This window comes from Flavobacterium ichthyis, assembly GCF_009915155.1.
Classification (GTDB): Bacteria; Bacteroidota; Bacteroidia; order Flavobacteriales; family Flavobacteriaceae; genus Flavobacterium; species Flavobacterium ichthyis.
The window spans coordinates 190,542-208,456 of the sequence record NZ_JAABLM010000002.1 but is presented as its reverse complement, the minus strand read 5'-3'; the positions used below and the strand labels follow the sequence as shown (position 1 = coordinate 208,456).

The 17,915-nt window shown below is 35.2% G+C and carries 17 protein-coding genes; 2 read left to right on the top strand and 15 right to left on the bottom strand.

Translation table 11 applies throughout. The features are described 5' to 3' along the window. Positions 1-2: 2 nt before the first annotated feature. The 5 genes from GV828_RS02665 to prmA form a co-directional block, all read right to left on the bottom strand. Complete coding sequence (locus GV828_RS02665; RefSeq protein ID WP_166535917.1) at positions 3-1,481, bottom strand: RagB/SusD family nutrient uptake outer membrane protein; 1,479 nt, start codon at positions 1,479-1,481, stop codon at positions 3-5. A gap of 11 nt (positions 1,482-1,492) precedes the next feature. Further along, positions 1,493-4,552: a SusC/RagA family TonB-linked outer membrane protein gene (locus GV828_RS02660; protein WP_166535916.1), complete on the bottom strand. Its 3,060-nt coding sequence runs from the start codon at positions 4,550-4,552 to the stop codon at positions 1,493-1,495. Positions 4,553-4,805: 253 nt separating this feature from the next. Next, a complete protein-coding gene (locus tag GV828_RS02655) occupies positions 4,806-7,643 on the bottom strand; it encodes a triple tyrosine motif-containing protein (protein ID WP_317163804.1) in 2,838 nt (945 codons plus the stop codon). A gap of 78 nt (positions 7,644-7,721) precedes the next feature. Next, positions 7,722-7,997, bottom strand: coding sequence for an ATP-dependent Clp protease adaptor ClpS (locus GV828_RS02650; RefSeq protein ID WP_166535915.1), 276 nt, complete (start codon positions 7,995-7,997; stop codon positions 7,722-7,724). A 23-nt stretch (positions 7,998-8,020) separates the two neighbouring features. Then, positions 8,021-8,854: a 50S ribosomal protein L11 methyltransferase gene (prmA, locus tag GV828_RS02645; protein ID WP_166535914.1), complete on the bottom strand. Its 834-nt coding sequence runs from the start codon at positions 8,852-8,854 to the stop codon at positions 8,021-8,023. Positions 8,855-8,985: 131 nt separating this feature from the next. Here prmA and GV828_RS02640 point away from each other — a divergent pair, with 131 nt between their 5' ends. After that, positions 8,986-10,203 carry a porin gene (locus tag GV828_RS02640; protein ID WP_166535913.1) on the top strand — a complete coding sequence of 406 codons (1,218 nt, stop codon included), beginning with the start codon at positions 8,986-8,988 and terminating at the stop codon, positions 10,201-10,203. Positions 10,204-10,275: 72 nt separating this feature from the next. Here GV828_RS02640 and tpiA read toward each other — a convergent pair whose 3' ends face one another. The 8 genes from tpiA to GV828_RS02610 form a co-directional block, all read right to left on the bottom strand. Further along, positions 10,276-11,031 (bottom strand): triose-phosphate isomerase, encoded by a 756-nt coding sequence (gene tpiA, locus GV828_RS02635; protein WP_166535912.1) that lies wholly within the window; start codon positions 11,029-11,031, stop codon positions 10,276-10,278. Beyond that, the gene (locus GV828_RS02630; RefSeq protein ID WP_166535911.1) at positions 11,032-11,532 is read right to left on the bottom strand and encodes a TlpA family protein disulfide reductase; all 501 of its coding nucleotides are present in this window, start codon (positions 11,530-11,532) and stop codon (positions 11,032-11,034) included. It abuts the gene before it with no gap. Positions 11,533-11,792: 260 nt separating this feature from the next. Next, positions 11,793-11,876, bottom strand: coding sequence for a ribonuclease HepT family protein (locus GV828_RS13155; protein WP_317163806.1), 84 nt, complete (start codon positions 11,874-11,876; stop codon positions 11,793-11,795). Positions 11,877-11,974: 98 nt separating this feature from the next. Then, positions 11,975-12,124, bottom strand: coding sequence for a HepT-like ribonuclease domain-containing protein (locus tag GV828_RS13150; RefSeq protein WP_235935401.1), 150 nt, complete (start codon positions 12,122-12,124; stop codon positions 11,975-11,977). A 106-nt stretch (positions 12,125-12,230) separates the two neighbouring features. Next, a complete protein-coding gene (locus GV828_RS13270) occupies positions 12,231-12,410 on the bottom strand; it encodes a nucleotidyltransferase domain-containing protein (RefSeq protein ID WP_394350641.1) in 180 nt (59 codons plus the stop codon). After that, the gene (locus tag GV828_RS02620; protein ID WP_394350642.1) at positions 12,376-13,449 is read right to left on the bottom strand and encodes an ABC transporter permease; all 1,074 of its coding nucleotides are present in this window, start codon (positions 13,447-13,449) and stop codon (positions 12,376-12,378) included. Before GV828_RS02620 ends, GV828_RS13270 begins: the two co-directional genes overlap by 35 nt. A 3-nt stretch (positions 13,450-13,452) precedes the next feature. Beyond that, positions 13,453-14,550, bottom strand: a complete 1,098-nt coding sequence (locus GV828_RS02615; RefSeq protein ID WP_166535909.1) for a MauE/DoxX family redox-associated membrane protein — start codon at positions 14,548-14,550, stop codon at positions 13,453-13,455. Positions 14,551-14,606: 56 nt separating this feature from the next. Further along, the gene (locus tag GV828_RS02610; RefSeq protein WP_166535908.1) at positions 14,607-15,149 is read right to left on the bottom strand and encodes a DUF1599 domain-containing protein; all 543 of its coding nucleotides are present in this window, start codon (positions 15,147-15,149) and stop codon (positions 14,607-14,609) included. Between the two features lie 98 nt (positions 15,150-15,247). Between GV828_RS02610 and folP the strand changes: the two genes are divergently transcribed. After that, positions 15,248-16,069, top strand: coding sequence for a dihydropteroate synthase (gene folP / locus GV828_RS02605; RefSeq protein ID WP_166535907.1), 822 nt, complete (start codon positions 15,248-15,250; stop codon positions 16,067-16,069). A 189-nt stretch (positions 16,070-16,258) separates the two neighbouring features. On the opposite strand, the gene GV828_RS02600 is transcribed toward folP, so the two are convergent. Beyond that, positions 16,259-17,419, bottom strand: coding sequence for a hypothetical protein (locus tag GV828_RS02600; RefSeq protein WP_166535906.1), 1,161 nt, complete (start codon positions 17,417-17,419; stop codon positions 16,259-16,261). Positions 17,420-17,504: 85 nt separating this feature from the next. Further along, complete coding sequence (locus tag GV828_RS02595) at positions 17,505-17,897, bottom strand: hypothetical protein (protein WP_166535905.1); 393 nt, start codon at positions 17,895-17,897, stop codon at positions 17,505-17,507. Positions 17,898-17,915: the final 18 nt, after the last annotated feature.

Genomic DNA, 17,915 nt, shown 5'->3' with positions numbered 1-17,915 from the left:
ATTTAGTAGCCTTGATTTTGTTGCCAATTTCCAGCTGAAAATTGAATTTCTTCAATAGGTACTGGGAAAACTTCATTTTTGTTAGCTGTAAAGCCTGGGATGGTTCCGGCTGCAGTTCCAGTTCTTACTAAGTCGAAAAAACGATGACCTTCTCCAACAAATTCTAACCTTCTTTCTTCCTGAATAAATTCGCCTAAAGCTGGACCACTTGCATTAATGTCGTGATTAGTATCGCCAAAAGCTCTTCTTCTAACCAGGTTTAAATATTCTCTGGCTTTAGTATCATTGCCGATTTTATTATATGCTTCGGCTGCCATCAGTAAAACATCGGCATAACGAATAGCGCGATAATTGTTTGGATTGGTAAGATTAAGGTCTCCTGCGGCTTCAGATGAACGAGTTCTTGGGATGTATTTTTTATTGAAATATCCTGTGTGCTTATATCCTATTCCGTATGAAGCTCCGGTTGTTGCAGCCCAGGCTTCAATATTTAAAATAGCTGCATCTCTGCGTAAATCTCCTGCTTCGAAAGCATTATAAACTTCTTGTGTGGGCACATTAAAGCTATATCCAGAAGAAAATCTTGGACCTGAGTAATTTCTTGGTCCGTTGAACCCAACTGCTACATTTCCTTCGGAACATTGCAAACATTCGAAACCAGCACCTTGAATGTCAGTATATTGTACTTCAAAAACTGATTCTACTCCGTTTTCTTCAGCAACCTCAAATAAAGTGTCATAATTTGAAACCAACGAATATCCTCCTGTAACAGAAATTAATTCTTCTAAAATTTGAGTAGCTTCATTGAATTTATTATCATACAAATATGCTTTCCCTAACAAAGCTTGAGCCGCACCTTTCGTAACGCGACCTTTTTGCGCTGGAATCGTATTTAAATCAGGAATTGCCATAATCAATTCATTTTGAATAGCGGCATACACATTTTCAACGGATTCACGTGGCAATGTTTTTTCATCGCCTAAAACAAAAATTGCATCTTCTTTTACAGGAATTGGCCCGAACCATTTTACCAGTTCAAACATAAAATAAGCCTTTAAAAATCGTGCTTCGGCGATAACGTGAGCTTTATTCGGGAAATCAGCTTTGTCTTTGTTTTGTAATACATAACTTGCTCTATTTACTCCTGCAAACATCCAGTCCCAAACATTTTTTATATTTGGATTGATTTGATTGTGAATCATTTCGTCAACTTGCTGAAACCCTACAACATCGTTGGCACTTTCTCCACCTGCTAAGGTATTATCTGAAGCGATTTCGCCTAAAAGTACATTTACGTAAGTGGACTGCAAAATATCATACGCTGCTATTAGCGCCATATTATATTCTTCCTCGTTGTTAAAATAGTTGTCGGCACCTAAAGAATAGGCGGGTTTTCTTTCTACAAATTCATCACTACATGAAATGGTAATGGTAGAAAATGAGCTGATAGCAATAAGGGCTATAAAAATATTTTTTTTCATTTTTTTAGTGATTAAAAGTTAACATTTAATCCGAACATGTAAATTCTTGGAATAGGGTAGAAGCCATTGTCAACGCCACCCCCAATTGGGGCTCCACTTGAAGCTCCAGGATCATAACCTCTATATTTTGTAAATGTGTATAAATTATTTGCGGAAGCGTAAACACGTACGTTAGAAATTCCGGCTTTTTGCAGAAAATCTTGGTTTAAAGTGTAACCCAATTGTACATTTTGGATTCTTACATATGAAGCGTCTTCTACAAAATAATCTGAGAAAATATTATTGGCAGTTGTACCATTAGTCACTCTCGGAATACTATTAGTAGAACCTTCGCCAGTCCATCTTCCCAATACATAATTCATTTTGTTCACGTCTGGAATGGCTCTTTCATAAGCACGAACCATGTCGTTACCAATTGAGGCAAATGCATAAGCGGTGAAATCCCAATTTTTGTAATTTAAAGTGAAATTTAATCCCATTGTAGCATCTGGAATTGGCGATCCTATATCTGTTCTGTCATCAGCATTAATCACACCATCACCATTCACATCTACAAAACGCAAATCTCCGGGTTGTGCATTAGCTCCCAATAGTAATTGTGAAGGATGTGCATCCACTTCAGCTTGATTTTGAAAAATTCCATCAGTTTGATAGCCGAAGAAATAACCTAATTCATAACCGGCTTCCATTCTTGAAGTAATGGTTGAAGTTCCAAAATTTCCTCCTTGGATAAATCCTGTACCGTTGTCAACGCGAGTTACTTCGTTCTTCAAGGTAGTCACATTATAAGCAATGTTAAAACGTAAATTGTCATTAATTTGGTCTTTGTAAGAAATGGCAAACTCAAAACCTTTGTTCGTGACATCCCCGGCATTAATAACTGGTAATCTTCCACCTGGTCCAGCGATTCCCGTAATTCCAGTAACAGGTACGTCTGGGATAAGTAAGTCTTTTCGTTTGTCAATAAAATAATCGGTTGTGATATCAACTTTGTCATTGAACAATCTGAAATCTAAACCAACGTCAAATTTTAAGGATTCTTCCCATTTTGCAAAAGGATTTGCCAATAGTCCTGGAGCTACACCGTTCACCAAGTTGTTGTCAAAAACATATTCTGCTTCACCTCCCAATAAATTAACATATGCGTTGGATGGAATTTTGTCGTTTCCGGTTAAACCGTAACTGGCACGTAATTTTAAGAAGCTTAAATTTTTAGATTCTGGAAAGAAATTTTCTTCAGAGATTACCCAACCTGCCGTTGCTGAAGGAAAATAAGCAACTCGAAAATTTGGACCAAAGCGCGTTGAAAGATCTCTTCTGATGATTCCTGATAGTAAATATTTTCCGTCATAATCATATTGAATGCGAGCAAAATGTGACAAACGTCTTTCGTCATAATTACTTGATCCTGAAGTAATTTGTGGACTTGTACCCGTGGTTAAACTAATATCGGCATTTTCCCAACTATTATTTGGGACATCAAATCCAGTAGCATACAACCCGTTTCCGTATTCTTTGTAAACTTGTTGCCCTATTGTTGCTGTCACATTATGTTTTTCAGCAAAAACTTTAGAATAAGTCGCATACAAATCAAATGTGTAACTGTTGTCGTTAATGGCGTTTTGATTCACACTGCTTCGTGGATTGTCAAATACTTTTCCGCCGTAACTTACTTGTTTGTTAAACACACGACCTTCGCTGTCAGATGTTTCAAAACCAATTCTTCCGGTAACATTCAAATCTTTAATAACTTCATAAGTTATTGAAAATGAACCGTTTAATCTTTTTAAGAAATAAGAATTAAAGGTATTGTCAATTTGTGCCAAAGGGTTGATAATTTCGTTCCCTAAATTACTTCCCGGAACCGAAGCGCTACCTGTTGGCAACACCGTAAAATTTCCGTCAGCGTCAAAAGGACTGTAAATAGAAGGCGTGTTAATGGCGTTAAACAATACCGAACCTAAAGAATTTTCATTAAATGTTCTTGAACTTACATACATATAAGTAGCGTTCGCTTGCATCTTCAATTTGTCGCTGATGTCCGCGTTCAAATTAATTCTGGCAGTATTTCTAAGGAAATTAGATTTGTGACCGCCAACAATTCCGCCTTGGTCAAGATGCGAACCACTCACGTTGTAAGTGATTTTTTCCGAACCTCCACGAAGTGATATGTCATGGCTTACGATTGGAACTGAGGATTCAAAAACTTGGTCTTGCCAATCTGTTCCTGCTCCTAAAGCCGAAACATTTGGAAAAGGCAATGGACTTCCAGAGTTTGCATAACTTTCGTTCAATAAAAGTGCATATTCAGTAGCGTTAAGCATTGGAAGCTTACGAGAAGTTTCTTGTAAACCTAAATAAGTATTGTATGATAAAGTAGGTTTAGAATTTTTCTTACCTGATTTTGTTGTGATAATAATTACCCCATTAGCTCCAATCGTACCGTAAATTGCGGCTTGAGCGTCTTTTAAAACGGTAATGTTTTCAATGTCATTAGGGTTTAACAGGCCAATTTCTTTCAAAATGTTTCCATCTACGATAAAAGTTGGAGTGTTGTCTCCGTTAGTGGCAATTCCACGGATTCTTACGTCTAGAAAAGCACCAGGTCGTCCACCTTGCGTGGTAACGTTTACCCCCGAAACAGTACCTTGCAAAGCTTGTTCGATTTTTACGGGTTTTAAATCTTCAATTTGTTTAGAATCTACAATACCTACGGCACCGGTAACATCACGTTTTCTTTGTGTTCCGTAACCAATTACGACTACTTCATCCAAAGATTCAGCATCTGGTTCCAAAGAAATTAAAAGGTTTTGTCCAGAAGTGGCTGCTGTTTCGATGGTTTTAAATCCCACGAAAGTAATCACTAAGGTAGCATTTTCTGAAGCGGAAATGGAAAAATTACCATCCATATCCGTAATTGTTGATTGATTGCCATTTTTTACCATGACTGTTGCACCAGGAAGCGGTAATCCGGTAGGTGCTTCCGTAACTTTTCCGTTAATTTCCACATTTTGTGAATACCCAAATGCAGAAATAAACAAAAGAAGATTTAGGATAATTTTTGACTTCATATTGGTTTGTTTTTTGTGATATTTAAAATTAGTGTTAAGAAATAGTAAATTCACAAAATGAACCACAACAAAAAATATACAAAGAAAAAATAATGACCAAAAATTTTTAATTATTCAGCGAAATCGTTGTATTAACAACCCTTTAAGAGATTTAAGTTTTTTTTTACAATATGCCAATCATAACAAAAAAACGTAATCTACAACGTTAATGTTGTGGTAATGTTGAGGTAATTTCTATTGTTGTTGTGGTAATTTAAACTGATAAAATGTACTCTACAAGGCTTTCTTCGTGTGGTAATTCCATTTTTTTACGCAAACGATATCGTTTTATTTCCACGCTTCGGACTGAAATGTTTAACAAAGGAGCAATTTCTTTGGATGATAAATTTAATCTTAAATAAGCACATAAACGTAAATCATTTGGTGTAAGCGAAGGATGTAATTGTTTTACTTTTTTAAGAAAATCTTTATCAGCATTATTGAATGCATCTTTGAAAACATTCCATGTATCTTCTTCACTAATATTCTTGTTGATTGTAGAAATTACGGATTTAATATTTCGATCACTTTCGGATTTTTTGAGGTCATCTTTTATCAAACTTAAAAGTTCATTTTTCTTAATTAAACTCATAGTTGAAGCTGCTAATTCTCGATTTTTACTTTCAAATTCTTGCTCGAGTTGATGATTTCTAATTTTCATTAATTCTTGTTCGCTTGCTAACTCTTTTATTTCCAGTAAACGGTTATTCTCTTCTATTAATTTGGTTTGTTGTTTCTCGAAATAGTTTTTATAAGCTTTATTAATGAAATAAGCCAATGCAAACATTATAATCAAATAAATGGCATTCGCTAAATTAGTTCTGTACCAAGGTTTTAAAATTATAAATTGATAAGAAATCAAGTTTTCGCTTAGCTGTTTTCCAATTTTAGCTTTGGCTTCAAACAAATATTCTCCAGGAGGCAAGTTCTTTAAAGTAATATTAGATTCTAAATTCCAGTTACTCCAGTTATCATTAAACCCTTTCAAGCGATATTGATATTCAGGAATGACATATTTATTGAATTCAGGAACGGTAAGAAAAAAGGTAATATTATTTTCAAAATGTTTGAATTCAGTTCCATTTTGAAGTGAAGCAAATCGTCCGGATTCATTAGGTTTACTAACATTTATTGCTGTTAAAAATGCTTTATATTCATGAAATTTCCAGTCATTAATATCAATTGTATAATAGCCATCAGCGGTTCCAACCAAGTAGAGCGTATTGGAAATTTGGGTAATATTTTCATAACCTAACATTGAATTTGTTAATGATGAAGGAATAGGTATAATATTGTGCTTTAATGAATTATTCATTTTTCCCGAAGAAAAATAATTGATATAATTTTTACTAAATAGCCACAAACGATTGGCATTGTCGGCCATCATTTTTCCGGACGTATAAATGTCGCGGTCGAAAATTCGGCTTAAATCTTCATCACGCTCAAATGTTTTTGTTTTATCATTTAACTTAAAAATTCCTCCTTTAAAAGCATAATAAATCGAGCCATTGTACTTAATTAATCCTGCATTTTTGCCTTTTTTTATTTTATTGAGTGTTTCAAAACCATTAGTTTGATAAAATCCTGAATCGGGTTTTAGTCGAAAAACGCCTTTATATTCATGACTTACATAAATTTCTGATTGAGAACTGAGTTCAAAATATTTTGATGAATAATCGAAGCCTTTAATTTTATTTCTGTAAGTCCATTGGTCATTTATTTTTTGTAAAACTGAAATTCCGTGATAGTTTCCTTGTAATAAAATTTCTTTGTTGCTTTCAACTTGTCCAAATTTCCATGTTCCAGAAGTGTTGAAAATCTGTTTTACGGCATTACCCTTTACAATATAAGTTCCCGAATCGTGGCCACAAAAAAGCGTTCCATCGTAAGAAAATAGCGACCAAACTTGCCCCTTAGTTTGATTAATAAATGTGAAATTTTCGTCAGAATTAAATTTTTTGTAAAACAAACCCTGATTGGTTCCCACGTACAAAAGATTTTCGTGAAGAATGGAAGTGTACACCGTTCCTAAAAATCCAGTATCGTCTGCAAAAGTTCGAACCGGCGAATCAAGGTTAATACAGTTAATTCCATTGTCTAAGCCAACCCAAATATTTTTTTCATGGTCTTCAAACATTGACAAAGCCGTATTATTGCTCAATCCTTTGTTTTGCGTAATATGGTATCGCACACTTCCGTTAGCATTCAAAATAAAAATTCCGTTAGAAACACTTCCCAAGGCAAATCCACCATCGCGTAATTTTTGACTGCTGTAAATACTCGTATTGCTCAAAAATTGATCTGCCGGAATATTCCATTTTTTTAATTCTCCCAATTCTAATTCATAAAATCCTTGAAATTGAGTTTGCAACAAAAGACCATTTTTCCCCGGAAAAATATTAATGATTTTATTGGTTTTCAACACTTCTTGGTTGGAAAACAATTTACCGCAACCGTTTTCTATTTCAAATAAACCTTCGGAGTAAACTTGATAAAAAATAGAATTTCCAACTTTAAAAGCATTTAAAATTGCACCAGTTGGCTTAATAATCGAGAAACTATTGTTTTTTGTGTTATATATAAAAATTTGGTTTAACGACTGAAAAATGACATAATGATCATAGTCAATAATATTCCAAAACTGCTCGTCATCAATGATATTTTTCGAAACCTTTTTACTCAAAGACGTGTATTGAAGTCGTCCGTTGTTAGTTTTTGTCCAAAAACCGAACTCCATATAGCAACCCGTATAAATTTTTCCATTTGCGTATTTTACTGATCTGATTATAGTTTCATTTGGTGATGGATAAAGCGTCCATGAAGAACCGTTGTATTGCAGCAATCCTTCGGTGTTGGCCACATACAACATATTCTCGTGGTCTTGAGTAATCATCCAGTTTTGATTTCCGCCTTGATAATTATTGGAAGAAAATTTAATGATTGGCGGTAATTCTTGGCTAAAGCCAAAAGAAAATAGCAGTAATAACGGTAGTAGAAAATATTTTTCAAGCAAAACAATTCCGTATTTTTGGTTGTAGCTACGAATATACAATTTGCCTTAAAAATCTCACTTTATTATTTTAAATTTTGGTAAAAAAAAAAGCATCCGGTAAGGGATGCTATTTAATTTTTAAACTATTTCGGCACTTAATCCGGCTTCTAAAAGCGCGGAACATTGTGGTTTTAATTCGGCTAAAACACCCGTTTTAACAGTACATTTTCCTTTGTAATGCACTAAAATGGAGCATTGTTCCGCTTGTTCTAAAGTATGATTACAAACTTTTACTAAAGTTTCAATCACATGGTCAAAAGTGTTTACATCATCATTGTAGAGAATGATTTCGTTGTTTAAATCAATGGCTTCTTCCACCAAAACTTCTTCTAAAATTTTCTCTCTCGTACTCATTTTTCTTCTATTTTATAATGTGGCTAATTTACATATTTTAGAGCAACCCAATTATTTCGTTGGTGTTTTTTAACAAAAGTTAACCCTTTACTTTCACAAGATTGGTGGATGGCTTCAATGTCTTCTTCATAAAAACCACTTAAATATAATTCGCCATTATCGTTGAGACAATCTACATACTGCGGCATATCATTTAACAAAATATTACGGTTGATATTGGCAATAATCACATCATATTTTTTGCCAGGTAAAATTGATGCATCACCTTCATAAACGGAAATTTCGCTACAATTATTACGTTCTGCATTTTCAATCGAATTTAAATAACACCAGTTGTCAATGTCGATGGCATCAATAGGTTTGGCACCTTTCATTTCGGCCAAAATTGCTAAAATAGCAGTTCCGCATCCCATATCTAGGGTTTTTTTTCCTTCAAAATTATTTTCCAAAATGTGCTGAATCATCATGTGAGTCGTTTCGTGATGACCCGTTCCAAAAGACATTTTTGGCTCAATCACAATGTCAAATTTGGCATCGGTTTTTTCATGAAATGGCGCCCGAACGTGGCAAATTCCGTCTACATCAATAGGTTCAAAGTTTTTTTCCCACTCTTCGTTCCAATTTACTTGCTCAATTTCTTCAACAGTATAAGAAATATTAAATGATTCATTTTCAAACAATTGAATATCATCTAAAACATTTTCTGTCCAAAGGTTTTTTTGGATGTATGCCGAAAATCCTTCTTCGGTTTCAATAAAACTTTCAAAGGGTTTTTCGCCTAATTCAGCGATCAAAATCTCCGTTCCAATGTCTTTCGGTTCAACTTTAAAATGATATCCAATATAATTTACTGCCATAATTTTTTTTTGCAAAGGTACTATTTGCCTGCGAGAATTTTTTATTTTCCTGTAGTTTTACTTATCATTAGTGATTGAATTAACCTTTTAAGTTAGTATTTTTGCACGCTAATAAACTACATTTCTCTCAAATGAAAAAATTAGCAGCAATTGTTGTCTTGATAATTTCAACATACGCAAATGCGCAAATCGTGAAAGTTGAAACCAAAGACAATGATTTAAAATTACCCACTTTGCCGTACTATAATTTTGGTAGAGGTTTAGGTTTAACTTCTCCCGACAGTATTTTTCAGCTCAACATTCGTTTTAGGATGCAAAACAGGGTTTCCTACATTCAAAACGAAGACGAAAATCCTGCTTATGACGGACAAATTCGGCGTTTGCGTTTGCGTTTTGACGGTTATGTAGGAAATCCGAAATTTTTATATGCATTACAATTATCGTTTGCTCCTGGAGATGTTGGTGAAATTGAAGAAGGCGAAAATGTTAACATTATTCGTGATGCGGTAGTGTATTATCGTCCTAATAAAACCTGGAGTTTTAGCTTTGGACAAACCAAACTTCCCGGCAACAGACAACGTATCAATTCATCCGGAGCTTTACAATTAACTGATCGTACAATTAATAATGCGAGATTTACCATTGACCGTGATTTTGGTTTTCAAGCACATTATTTAAACGAATATGCCGACAAATTTTCCTACAATGTAAAAACGGCGGTTTCTACAGGTGAAGGTCGAAATTGGACCAAAACCAAAGACGATGGCGTGGCATTAACAGGAAAAGTGGAACTGTTGCCTTTTGGTGCTTTTACAAAAGAGGGTGTTTATTTTGAAGGAGATATTGCCCGAGAAAAAAGACCTAAACTGATGTTGTCCGCTGGTTTTCAGCAAAATAATATGGCAAAAAGAACACAAGGACAATTAGGTGATGATTTATTTGAACCTAGAACGATGAAATCTGTTTTTGCCGATGCCATGCTGAAATACCAAGGTTGGGCTTTCATGTCGAGTTATATGAGCAGAACCGCTGATAACGCTATCACTTTTAATCCGGACGATATTACTGATTTTCAATATGTATTTACCGGAAGCGGATTTGACTACCAAGCCAGCTATTTGTTTCCCACCAATTACGAAATCATAGGAAGATTTTCTACGCAAAAAGTTCACGAAGATATTCAAACTTTAGCACCAGATGCTAAACAATACAGCATTGGTTTGACCAAATATTTCTGGGAACACGCTTTTAAATTGCAAGGCGAAGTCACTTTAGACGATTTGAATTATTTTGACGGAAGTTCTAAACAAAATTGGTACGTAAGATTTCAAGTAGAAATTGGAATTTAATCTTAATATATATAGCTAAAAACGCCCGCAGTTTTGCGGGCGTTTTGGTTTTTTAATATGGGCAATATTTTTTTATGCAAGACCTTCAACAATTGCGGCAAAATCTGTGGCTTTTAAAGCAGCTCCACCAATCAAACCACCGTCAACATCTGGTTGAGAAAAAATTTCTTTAGCGTTTTCAGGTTTTACGCTTCCGCCGTATAAAATAGATACTTCATCAGCAATTTCTCTTCCAAATTTTGTTTCAATGGTTCTACGGATAAATTGGTGCATTTCCTGAGCTTGTTCTGGTGAAGCGGTTTCTCCGGTTCCAATGGCCCAAACGGGTTCGTAAGCCAAAATAATATTTTTCCATGCATTTTTTTCCAAATGAAACAGCGCATCTTTTAATTGGTTTTCAACTACATTGAAATGTTGTTGCGATTGACGTTCTTTTAATTCTTCGCCAAAACAAAAAATCACTTCCATCTCGTGTTTTAAAGCCGTGTTTACTTTTTCTGCCAAAAGTGCATCGGTTTCATGAAAATAAGCACGTCTTTCAGAATGGCCTAAAATCACAATGTCCACGCCAATGCTTTTTAACATGTTAGCCGAAATTTCTCCGGTAAAAGCTCCAGCTTCTGCTTGATGCATATTTTGTGCAGCAACGCCAATGTTAGTAAACTGCAAATGTTCTACGGCTGAAGAAAGGTTGGTAAATGTTGGCGCCACAATGATTCTGGCTTCTACATCGTTTGGTAATTTATCAATCAAATCGTTTAATAAATCTTCAGTTTCTTCGGCGTTTTTATGCATTTTCCAGTTGCCGGCAACAATTTTTGTTCTCATTTATTTTAGTTTTTTTAATGTAGCATTTAGTTTGTCAAAATCTTTTTCAATGGCACGATAAATGACGATTTTTCCTTTTTTATCGACTACGATGTAACGAGGAATCCAATCTAAGTCGATTGCTTTCCCGAAAACACCTTTCATTCCGTCCTTTGCCAAATATTGGTTTTGGTTTCCCAAATTATACTTCTCGATTCCGGTTTTCCATTTTTCGGCGGTTTTGTCCATTGAAATGTAAACGTAAACGGCTTTTGGATTTTTAGTTTGCATTTCCTTGAATTTCGGCATGGCTTTGATGCAATCGCTACACCAAGAAGCCCAAACGTCGATTAAAATCGTTTTACCTTTGTGTTGGTTTAAGATTTCTTGAAAAGAAATTTCGTTGCCGTTAAGGTCTAACAAATTTTCGGATAAAGCTTCTGGGGCAAATTCCGTTTTTTGCGCTTGCGAACAAGAAGACATGGCAAGGATGCAAACGAGTGTCGCGAATATTTTTTTCATGATTTGAAACAATTTAAGATAAGCAAATATAAGGTTTCCTTTTGGAAAAAAACTTGCTGAATCATTGGTTTTGGTATTAATTTTTTACGCAAAGGTTTTCGTACTTTTACTACCGACGATTAAAAAATCTTTAAAGTTTTTTCTTAGCCCCGTCCCGAAGCGTCGGGAGAGGCGATAGCGCTGTAGTGAAGCGGAAGCCTAAAGCCGAAAGCGGGAAAATGGATTAAAAAATACCTAGTGATTGGCTCCTGAAAAAAAAATTATTGCTCTAAAAGTGTAATAATTTCTTCTTTTAAAGGTGGTAGATGTTTTTTGACAATTGCCCAAACGATTGCATTGTCGATGCTTTCGTAAGCGTGAACGAGACGGTTTGTAAAATAAATTATTTGTTGGTCGTTTTCAATTGTGAAATTGTTGTGTGATTTTTAAATTGATTTAAAGCTTAGCCAACTATCGCCAATTGCCTTTCGACAGCACTTTGGGTTTTTCTGTCGCTATTGTAAGTTTCGAATCCGATATTTAAAGTAAATTCTTCAATCAGGTCGATTGCCATCAACACATCATATAAATATTTTATGCTCTTTTCTGTCATAAATCAATATTATTAAGACGTCGATGTTTTTTCGAAGAAACACATTTTTAATTGACGAATTTGTCACTAAGTCAACTTTTATCTGGAAGATTTTTTCTAATTTATCTCATAAAATCAATAAATTTTCGCCCCGCTTGATAGCATCGGGTGTGTTCCCTTCAACCAATAAATCGATGTCGCTGGCATGTTCGTCGAATTTGTCCGTTGTAGAAGATCCAAAGCGAATGTAACAAAAACTGATTGATATCGTTTTATCCCAACCGAATTTTAGGATCGAGCCACGCATAAACGAGGTCGACTAAGATGTTGATGACGACAAACGTGGTGGCGATGACGATGACCGAACCCATGATGACGGGCAAATCGAGGGTGTTGAGGGCTTCAACGATTTCTTTTCCGAGACCGTTCCAACCGAAAATATATTCTACGAAAACGGCTCCTGCTAACATGCTGGCGAACCATCCGGAAATGGCGGTTACAACAGGATTTAAGGAATTTTTTACGGCGTGTTTGGCGATGATTTTATATTCGGAAAGGCCTTTGGCTCGTGCGGTTCTGATGTAGTCTTGACTGAGAGTTTCGAGCAAAGAATTTCGCATGAGTTGGATGACAACACCAAGCGGCCGAATGCCCAAAACGATTGCCGGAAGGATAATATTTTTCCACTGAATGTAGGATCCTTCGCCGAAATCATCTACTTCGTACAAACTTCCGGTCATGTTGAGATTGGTGTATTTGTGTAGCAAAAATCCGAAAAGCCACGCAAATAAAATGGCACTAAAAAACGACGGAATGCTCATGCCTAAAGTACTGATTAAGGCGATAAGGCGGTCGAGCCAAGTGTTTTTGTATAAAGCGGAAATAATTCCTAAAAAAATTCCGATGGTGATGGCGATGACAATGGCGAAAAGTGCCAGTAAAAATGTATTAGGCAAAGTATTGCCGATGACGGTTGTGACCTTTTTGCCGCTTTTTTGAAAACTTTCCCGCAAATAAGGCGTTTTAATGGCAACGGTAGTATTGGCGATGGAAAATAAACTCGTGGCGTTGTATTTTTCTTTGGCTAGAAATGTGTAATCGTCGGGATTTTGGCTGTGAAAAGATAAAGGCGATAAATCGTTTAAATAATAAAAATATTGGGTAGAAACGGGTTTGTCAAAACCATATTTTTTTTTCACGATTGCTAATTGCTCGGAATTTTCATTTTGGTCAAGCATCATTCTGGCGGGATCTCCGGGCAAAACGGTAAACAGGAAAAATATTACCGTGACCACACCGAAAAGCGTGAGCAAAGCATAACCTATTTTATGTAGCAAATAGCGTATCAATTATTTTTTGATTTCGGAAAATGGTTTGTTCAGCAAGCTTTGTAATTCGGCACCTTTGAATTCTTTTTCGTTGATGCCGTCCCATTCTTTTACTTTATTTCCGTTCCAAAGGTAAATGATTCCAGGCGTGTCTTTGCCGTTTCCAAGCAATTTCCAAAACGGAATGACCTCAATGATTTTGTAAGGATAAGTAGCTCCGGCAAATTCAAAAAATTCCGGAATTTTCTCGGCTTCTTCGTTCATGAAAATGATTTGAACTTGCGGGAAATTTTTGTTTTTGGCTTTCATCGCCGTTAATTCTTTTGCCACGTCACGACAATGTTCGCAACCGGGAACGAATAAAGCCAGGATTTTTTTGCCTTGATCAATGTTAGCAAAATATTGTGCATATCCTGATTTTACTGCAGTAGGTTCGGTTGCAACAGGTTTTACTTCTGGTGTAATTTTAGTTTCGGTTTTTGTTTCTTCTGAAACTATTGGTGTTGATGGAATGGCGATTGTGTCGTTTGAAATATTTTCAGTTTCGGTGAAATCGTGAGCGGTTTCAGAATCTAAAAGTGGTGTTTCCACTTGCGAAGGTTGAATTGGTGCCAACATAAAAATCATCAATATCGATGCTAAAGTTGTAGTGGTGATGACCCAGAAATTATTTTTGTCAAAATTATTTTTCGGACCGATTTTAAGGTAAACCAAAAGCAACACGATTGCGACTACGTTTTTGATAATGGCTTCAATTGGTGTCATCGGTAACAAACTTCCGAAACAGCCGCAATTACCGGAATTTCCACCGTTTTGAATGGTATCGATGCTCAAATGAACGGTAAAAATGACCAACATCAGCAAGGTTGCCGGAATGATAAATCGTCTTAGATAATGACGTTGCAACAATAAAATTCCTAAAGCCAACTCAATTCCGATTAAAATTCTGGAAAAAAGTACGGCTACATTTTCCGAAAACCCCATGGGATACAACTGTTTCACTTCAAAAGTTGAAATGGCAAAATAGGGGGAAGGATACATTTTGGCGACAGCCGAAATAATAAATAAAAACGAAATGATGATTCTGATGGAAAGTGAAAAATATTGTTTTTGCTGCATTATTTTATTTTTTTCAAAAATATAAATTGTGAGAAAAGTTTGTTGTTAATGAGTTGTTATTTGGCAAAACCCAACAAAATCAAGGAGAAAACGGCATAGTTGAGCATGTCCTGATAATTGGCATCGATTCCTTCAGATACAAGCGTTTTTCCTTGATTGTCTTCAATTTGCTTAACGCGAAGAATTTTTTGCAAAATTAAATCCGTAAGCGAACTCACTCTCATTTCGCGCCAAGCCTCGCCATAATCGTGGTTTTTGTCCATCATTAATTTTTTGGTAAGGGCTACTTTTTCGTCATAAAGTTCGGCGGCTTTTTCAGGTGATAGATCCGGTTGATCCACCACGCCAAGCTCCAATTGAATCAACGCCATTACAGAATAATTGACAATGGCAATAAATTCTGCGGTTTCATCTTCGTCAATTTTTCGTTCAATATTTTCTTGTAAAATTCTGATTCTTTGCGCTTTAATAAAAATTTGATCGGTTAAAGATGGCAGTCGTAAAATGCGCCAAGCCGCTCCGTAATCCTTCATTTTATTGTTGTACAAATTTCTACAGATGTGAATGATGGAATCGAATTGTTGAGAAGTATTGCTCATTAATGCTTTATATTTGTATGGAAATTTTTCAAAAGTAATGAAAAAGCGGTTGAATCTAAAATTTTATCAGCCTGCAAAACTTCTTCAAAAATTAAAAAATGAATTGCAACGGAACATTGATTGATTTAAGCCGGCCAAAAGTGATGGGAATTTTGAACCTGACGCCAGATTCTTTCTATGATGGTGGCAGAAATATTGCTTCGGAAAAAATAATTTCGAAAGTAGGACAAATGTTGCAAGATGGCGCAACTTTCATTGACGTTGGCGGTTATTCGAGTAAACCCAATGCCGATTTTGTTTCGGTTGAAGAAGAATTAGCCCGAGTGCTTCCGATTATCAAACTTTTGGTCGCCACATTCCCGGAAATTTTGATTTCGATTGATACCTTTAGAAGCGACGTGGCAAAAGCTGCAATTGAAGCTGGAGCTGTGATGGTTAATGATATTTCGGCAGGAAATCTCGACGAGAATATGCTGAAAACGGTTGCAGAATTAAAAGTTCCGTACGTCATGATGCACATGCGAGGCAATCCTAAAACGATGCAACAACTTACGGATTATCAAGATATTGTAAAAGAAATGATTTTTTATTTTTCGGAAAAAATTAGTGAAGCCAGAAGTTTGGGCATTCATGATATTATTATTGATCCGGGTTTTGGTTTTGCTAAAACTTTGGAACAAAATTTTGAAGTGATGCAAAAATTAGAATTGTTTCAAATGCTTGAATTACCTTTGTTATCTGGCATTTCCCGCAAATCCATGATTTACAGAACCCTTGAAACTACACCTGAGAACGCACTTAATGGTACCACTTTTCTCAATACGATTTCCCTACAAAAAGGCGCCAAAATTTTACGGGTTCACGATGTAAAAGAAGCGGTGGAATGTGTGAAGTTGTATGGGAAGCTTAGGGGGAATTAATTTTTAGAAATTTTTTTTGCTTTTAAAAATCGGTAATTCCCTTTCAACTTAAACACACTTTTGATCCCTCTCAGGAGGGGAAGTACGGAATGCTTGAATATCGATGAATTATTTTAGGTGATGATTCTTATAAATTTTTTATGATTTGGATTTTTTATAATGCCAAAAATTGTAAAAGGTTGCGTTGTTTTACCTTATTGAATGGATGGGTTTATTGATTTCTTTGCGAAGTTTTTCGTTAAAATTTTCTTTTGTCAATCCCACTTTGTTAAGGCTTGTCCACAAATCTGTTTTAGAATTGAGCAAATCAATTAGCGCATTTTTTCCAAAATGTCGAAGCGTGTGTTCGATGACTAACGCAGCGGTTAAATAGGGTAGAGGTGTTTCGTTTTCAAAATAATTTCGGGCGTAAATATCAGTTTGGGAAGCAAAATCGAAAGTAGGGTTTTTCGTGAGTAATTTTTTAATTTTTTCCCGATGCCATTGGTAATCAAATTTGCCGCTTCCGGCAATGTAAGTGGCGATGCCTTCATCAAGAAACGAATTGATTTCCGGAAATAAATTTCGCATATAAATATGCACAATTTCATGCGTATAAATTTCTGAATCATTACCCGAAAAAATAATATTGCCATGATCTGCAAAACCTCCAGAACTGTCAATGTACATCATTGGATGATAATCGAAGCCTTTGATTTCAAATAATTCTTTAGGATTAATACACGAAAAATAAGTGATTTCAATTGGTTTGGTTTCAAAAAAAGTGCAAATAAAATCGATGTCTTTTTGTTGTAAAAACATTTCGGTTTGATTGGCTTTTTTATTAGGAGAAATGTAATAATTGACACTTTTGGTTGAATGTTTTTGCCAATTTTTTGTGGCCAAATTTAAGTAACGACTTAATTTTATATTGCCAGAATTATTTTCTGAAACAAGATTGTAAATCGCCTTAATTTGATTTTGATTGGTTTCGTGGTGATGGCCAATAAAAGCAATTTTTAAGATTTTTTGATTTGAATTTTCCGTGGGCAAAATTTCCATTAAAGTAGGTTTGAAAAAGTTTTTGCCGTGTTTGCTGTTTTCTATATTGTAAAGATCTAAAAAAGGATATTTATATTTTTGAAAATCAGAAGGTAACCAGAATTTATTTTCTAAAACACTGTTGTTTTTTGTTTCGAAAAAATCATCTAAAACAGCAATTATTTCATTATTTGCAGAAATTTTTTGATTGATGTTAGGTGAAATTGTTAGTATTTTTTCTTCAGGATTTTTATTTTGGCTGCTGCACGACAATGTGCTGCTTAGAATTGTTAGGATTAAAAAAACCGCCAAGTTTTGGTAATTTTTCATATGTAAGACTATTATACTGTGTTGCTAATACTTAATTTTTTTTGGAAGTAAAAAAGAAAGAGCCGCGAAGTGCGACTCATTTTTATCATTTTTTTAATTCAATAGTTTGAACATTATTAGCACCATTTGTTGCTTTCCATTTTTGATATTTTCGTTCATTGGTAATGATAATCCAAGTTTTAGATAAATCAGAGCCTTCGCCTTGGATTGTGATATATTTTCCATCGTTCCAAGTCCAGTCAAAAGGTAGTTTGTCATCTCTTTGAATCCCCAATACTGAATAATCCAGATTTTTTTCACCACTTCCATTTTTTTTAAATTCCATGGTGCCAATGTTACTTAATGTAACGCCAGGTTGTCCAGGAGTTATGGTTTCAAAGCGTTGCACGGTCCATGTTCCTACCATTCTATGAGAACAAGACGTTAAAATTAAAGCGGTAAAAAAGGATAATACTACAGGTAATTTTTTTAATTTCATGTTTGTTTGGAATTTAAT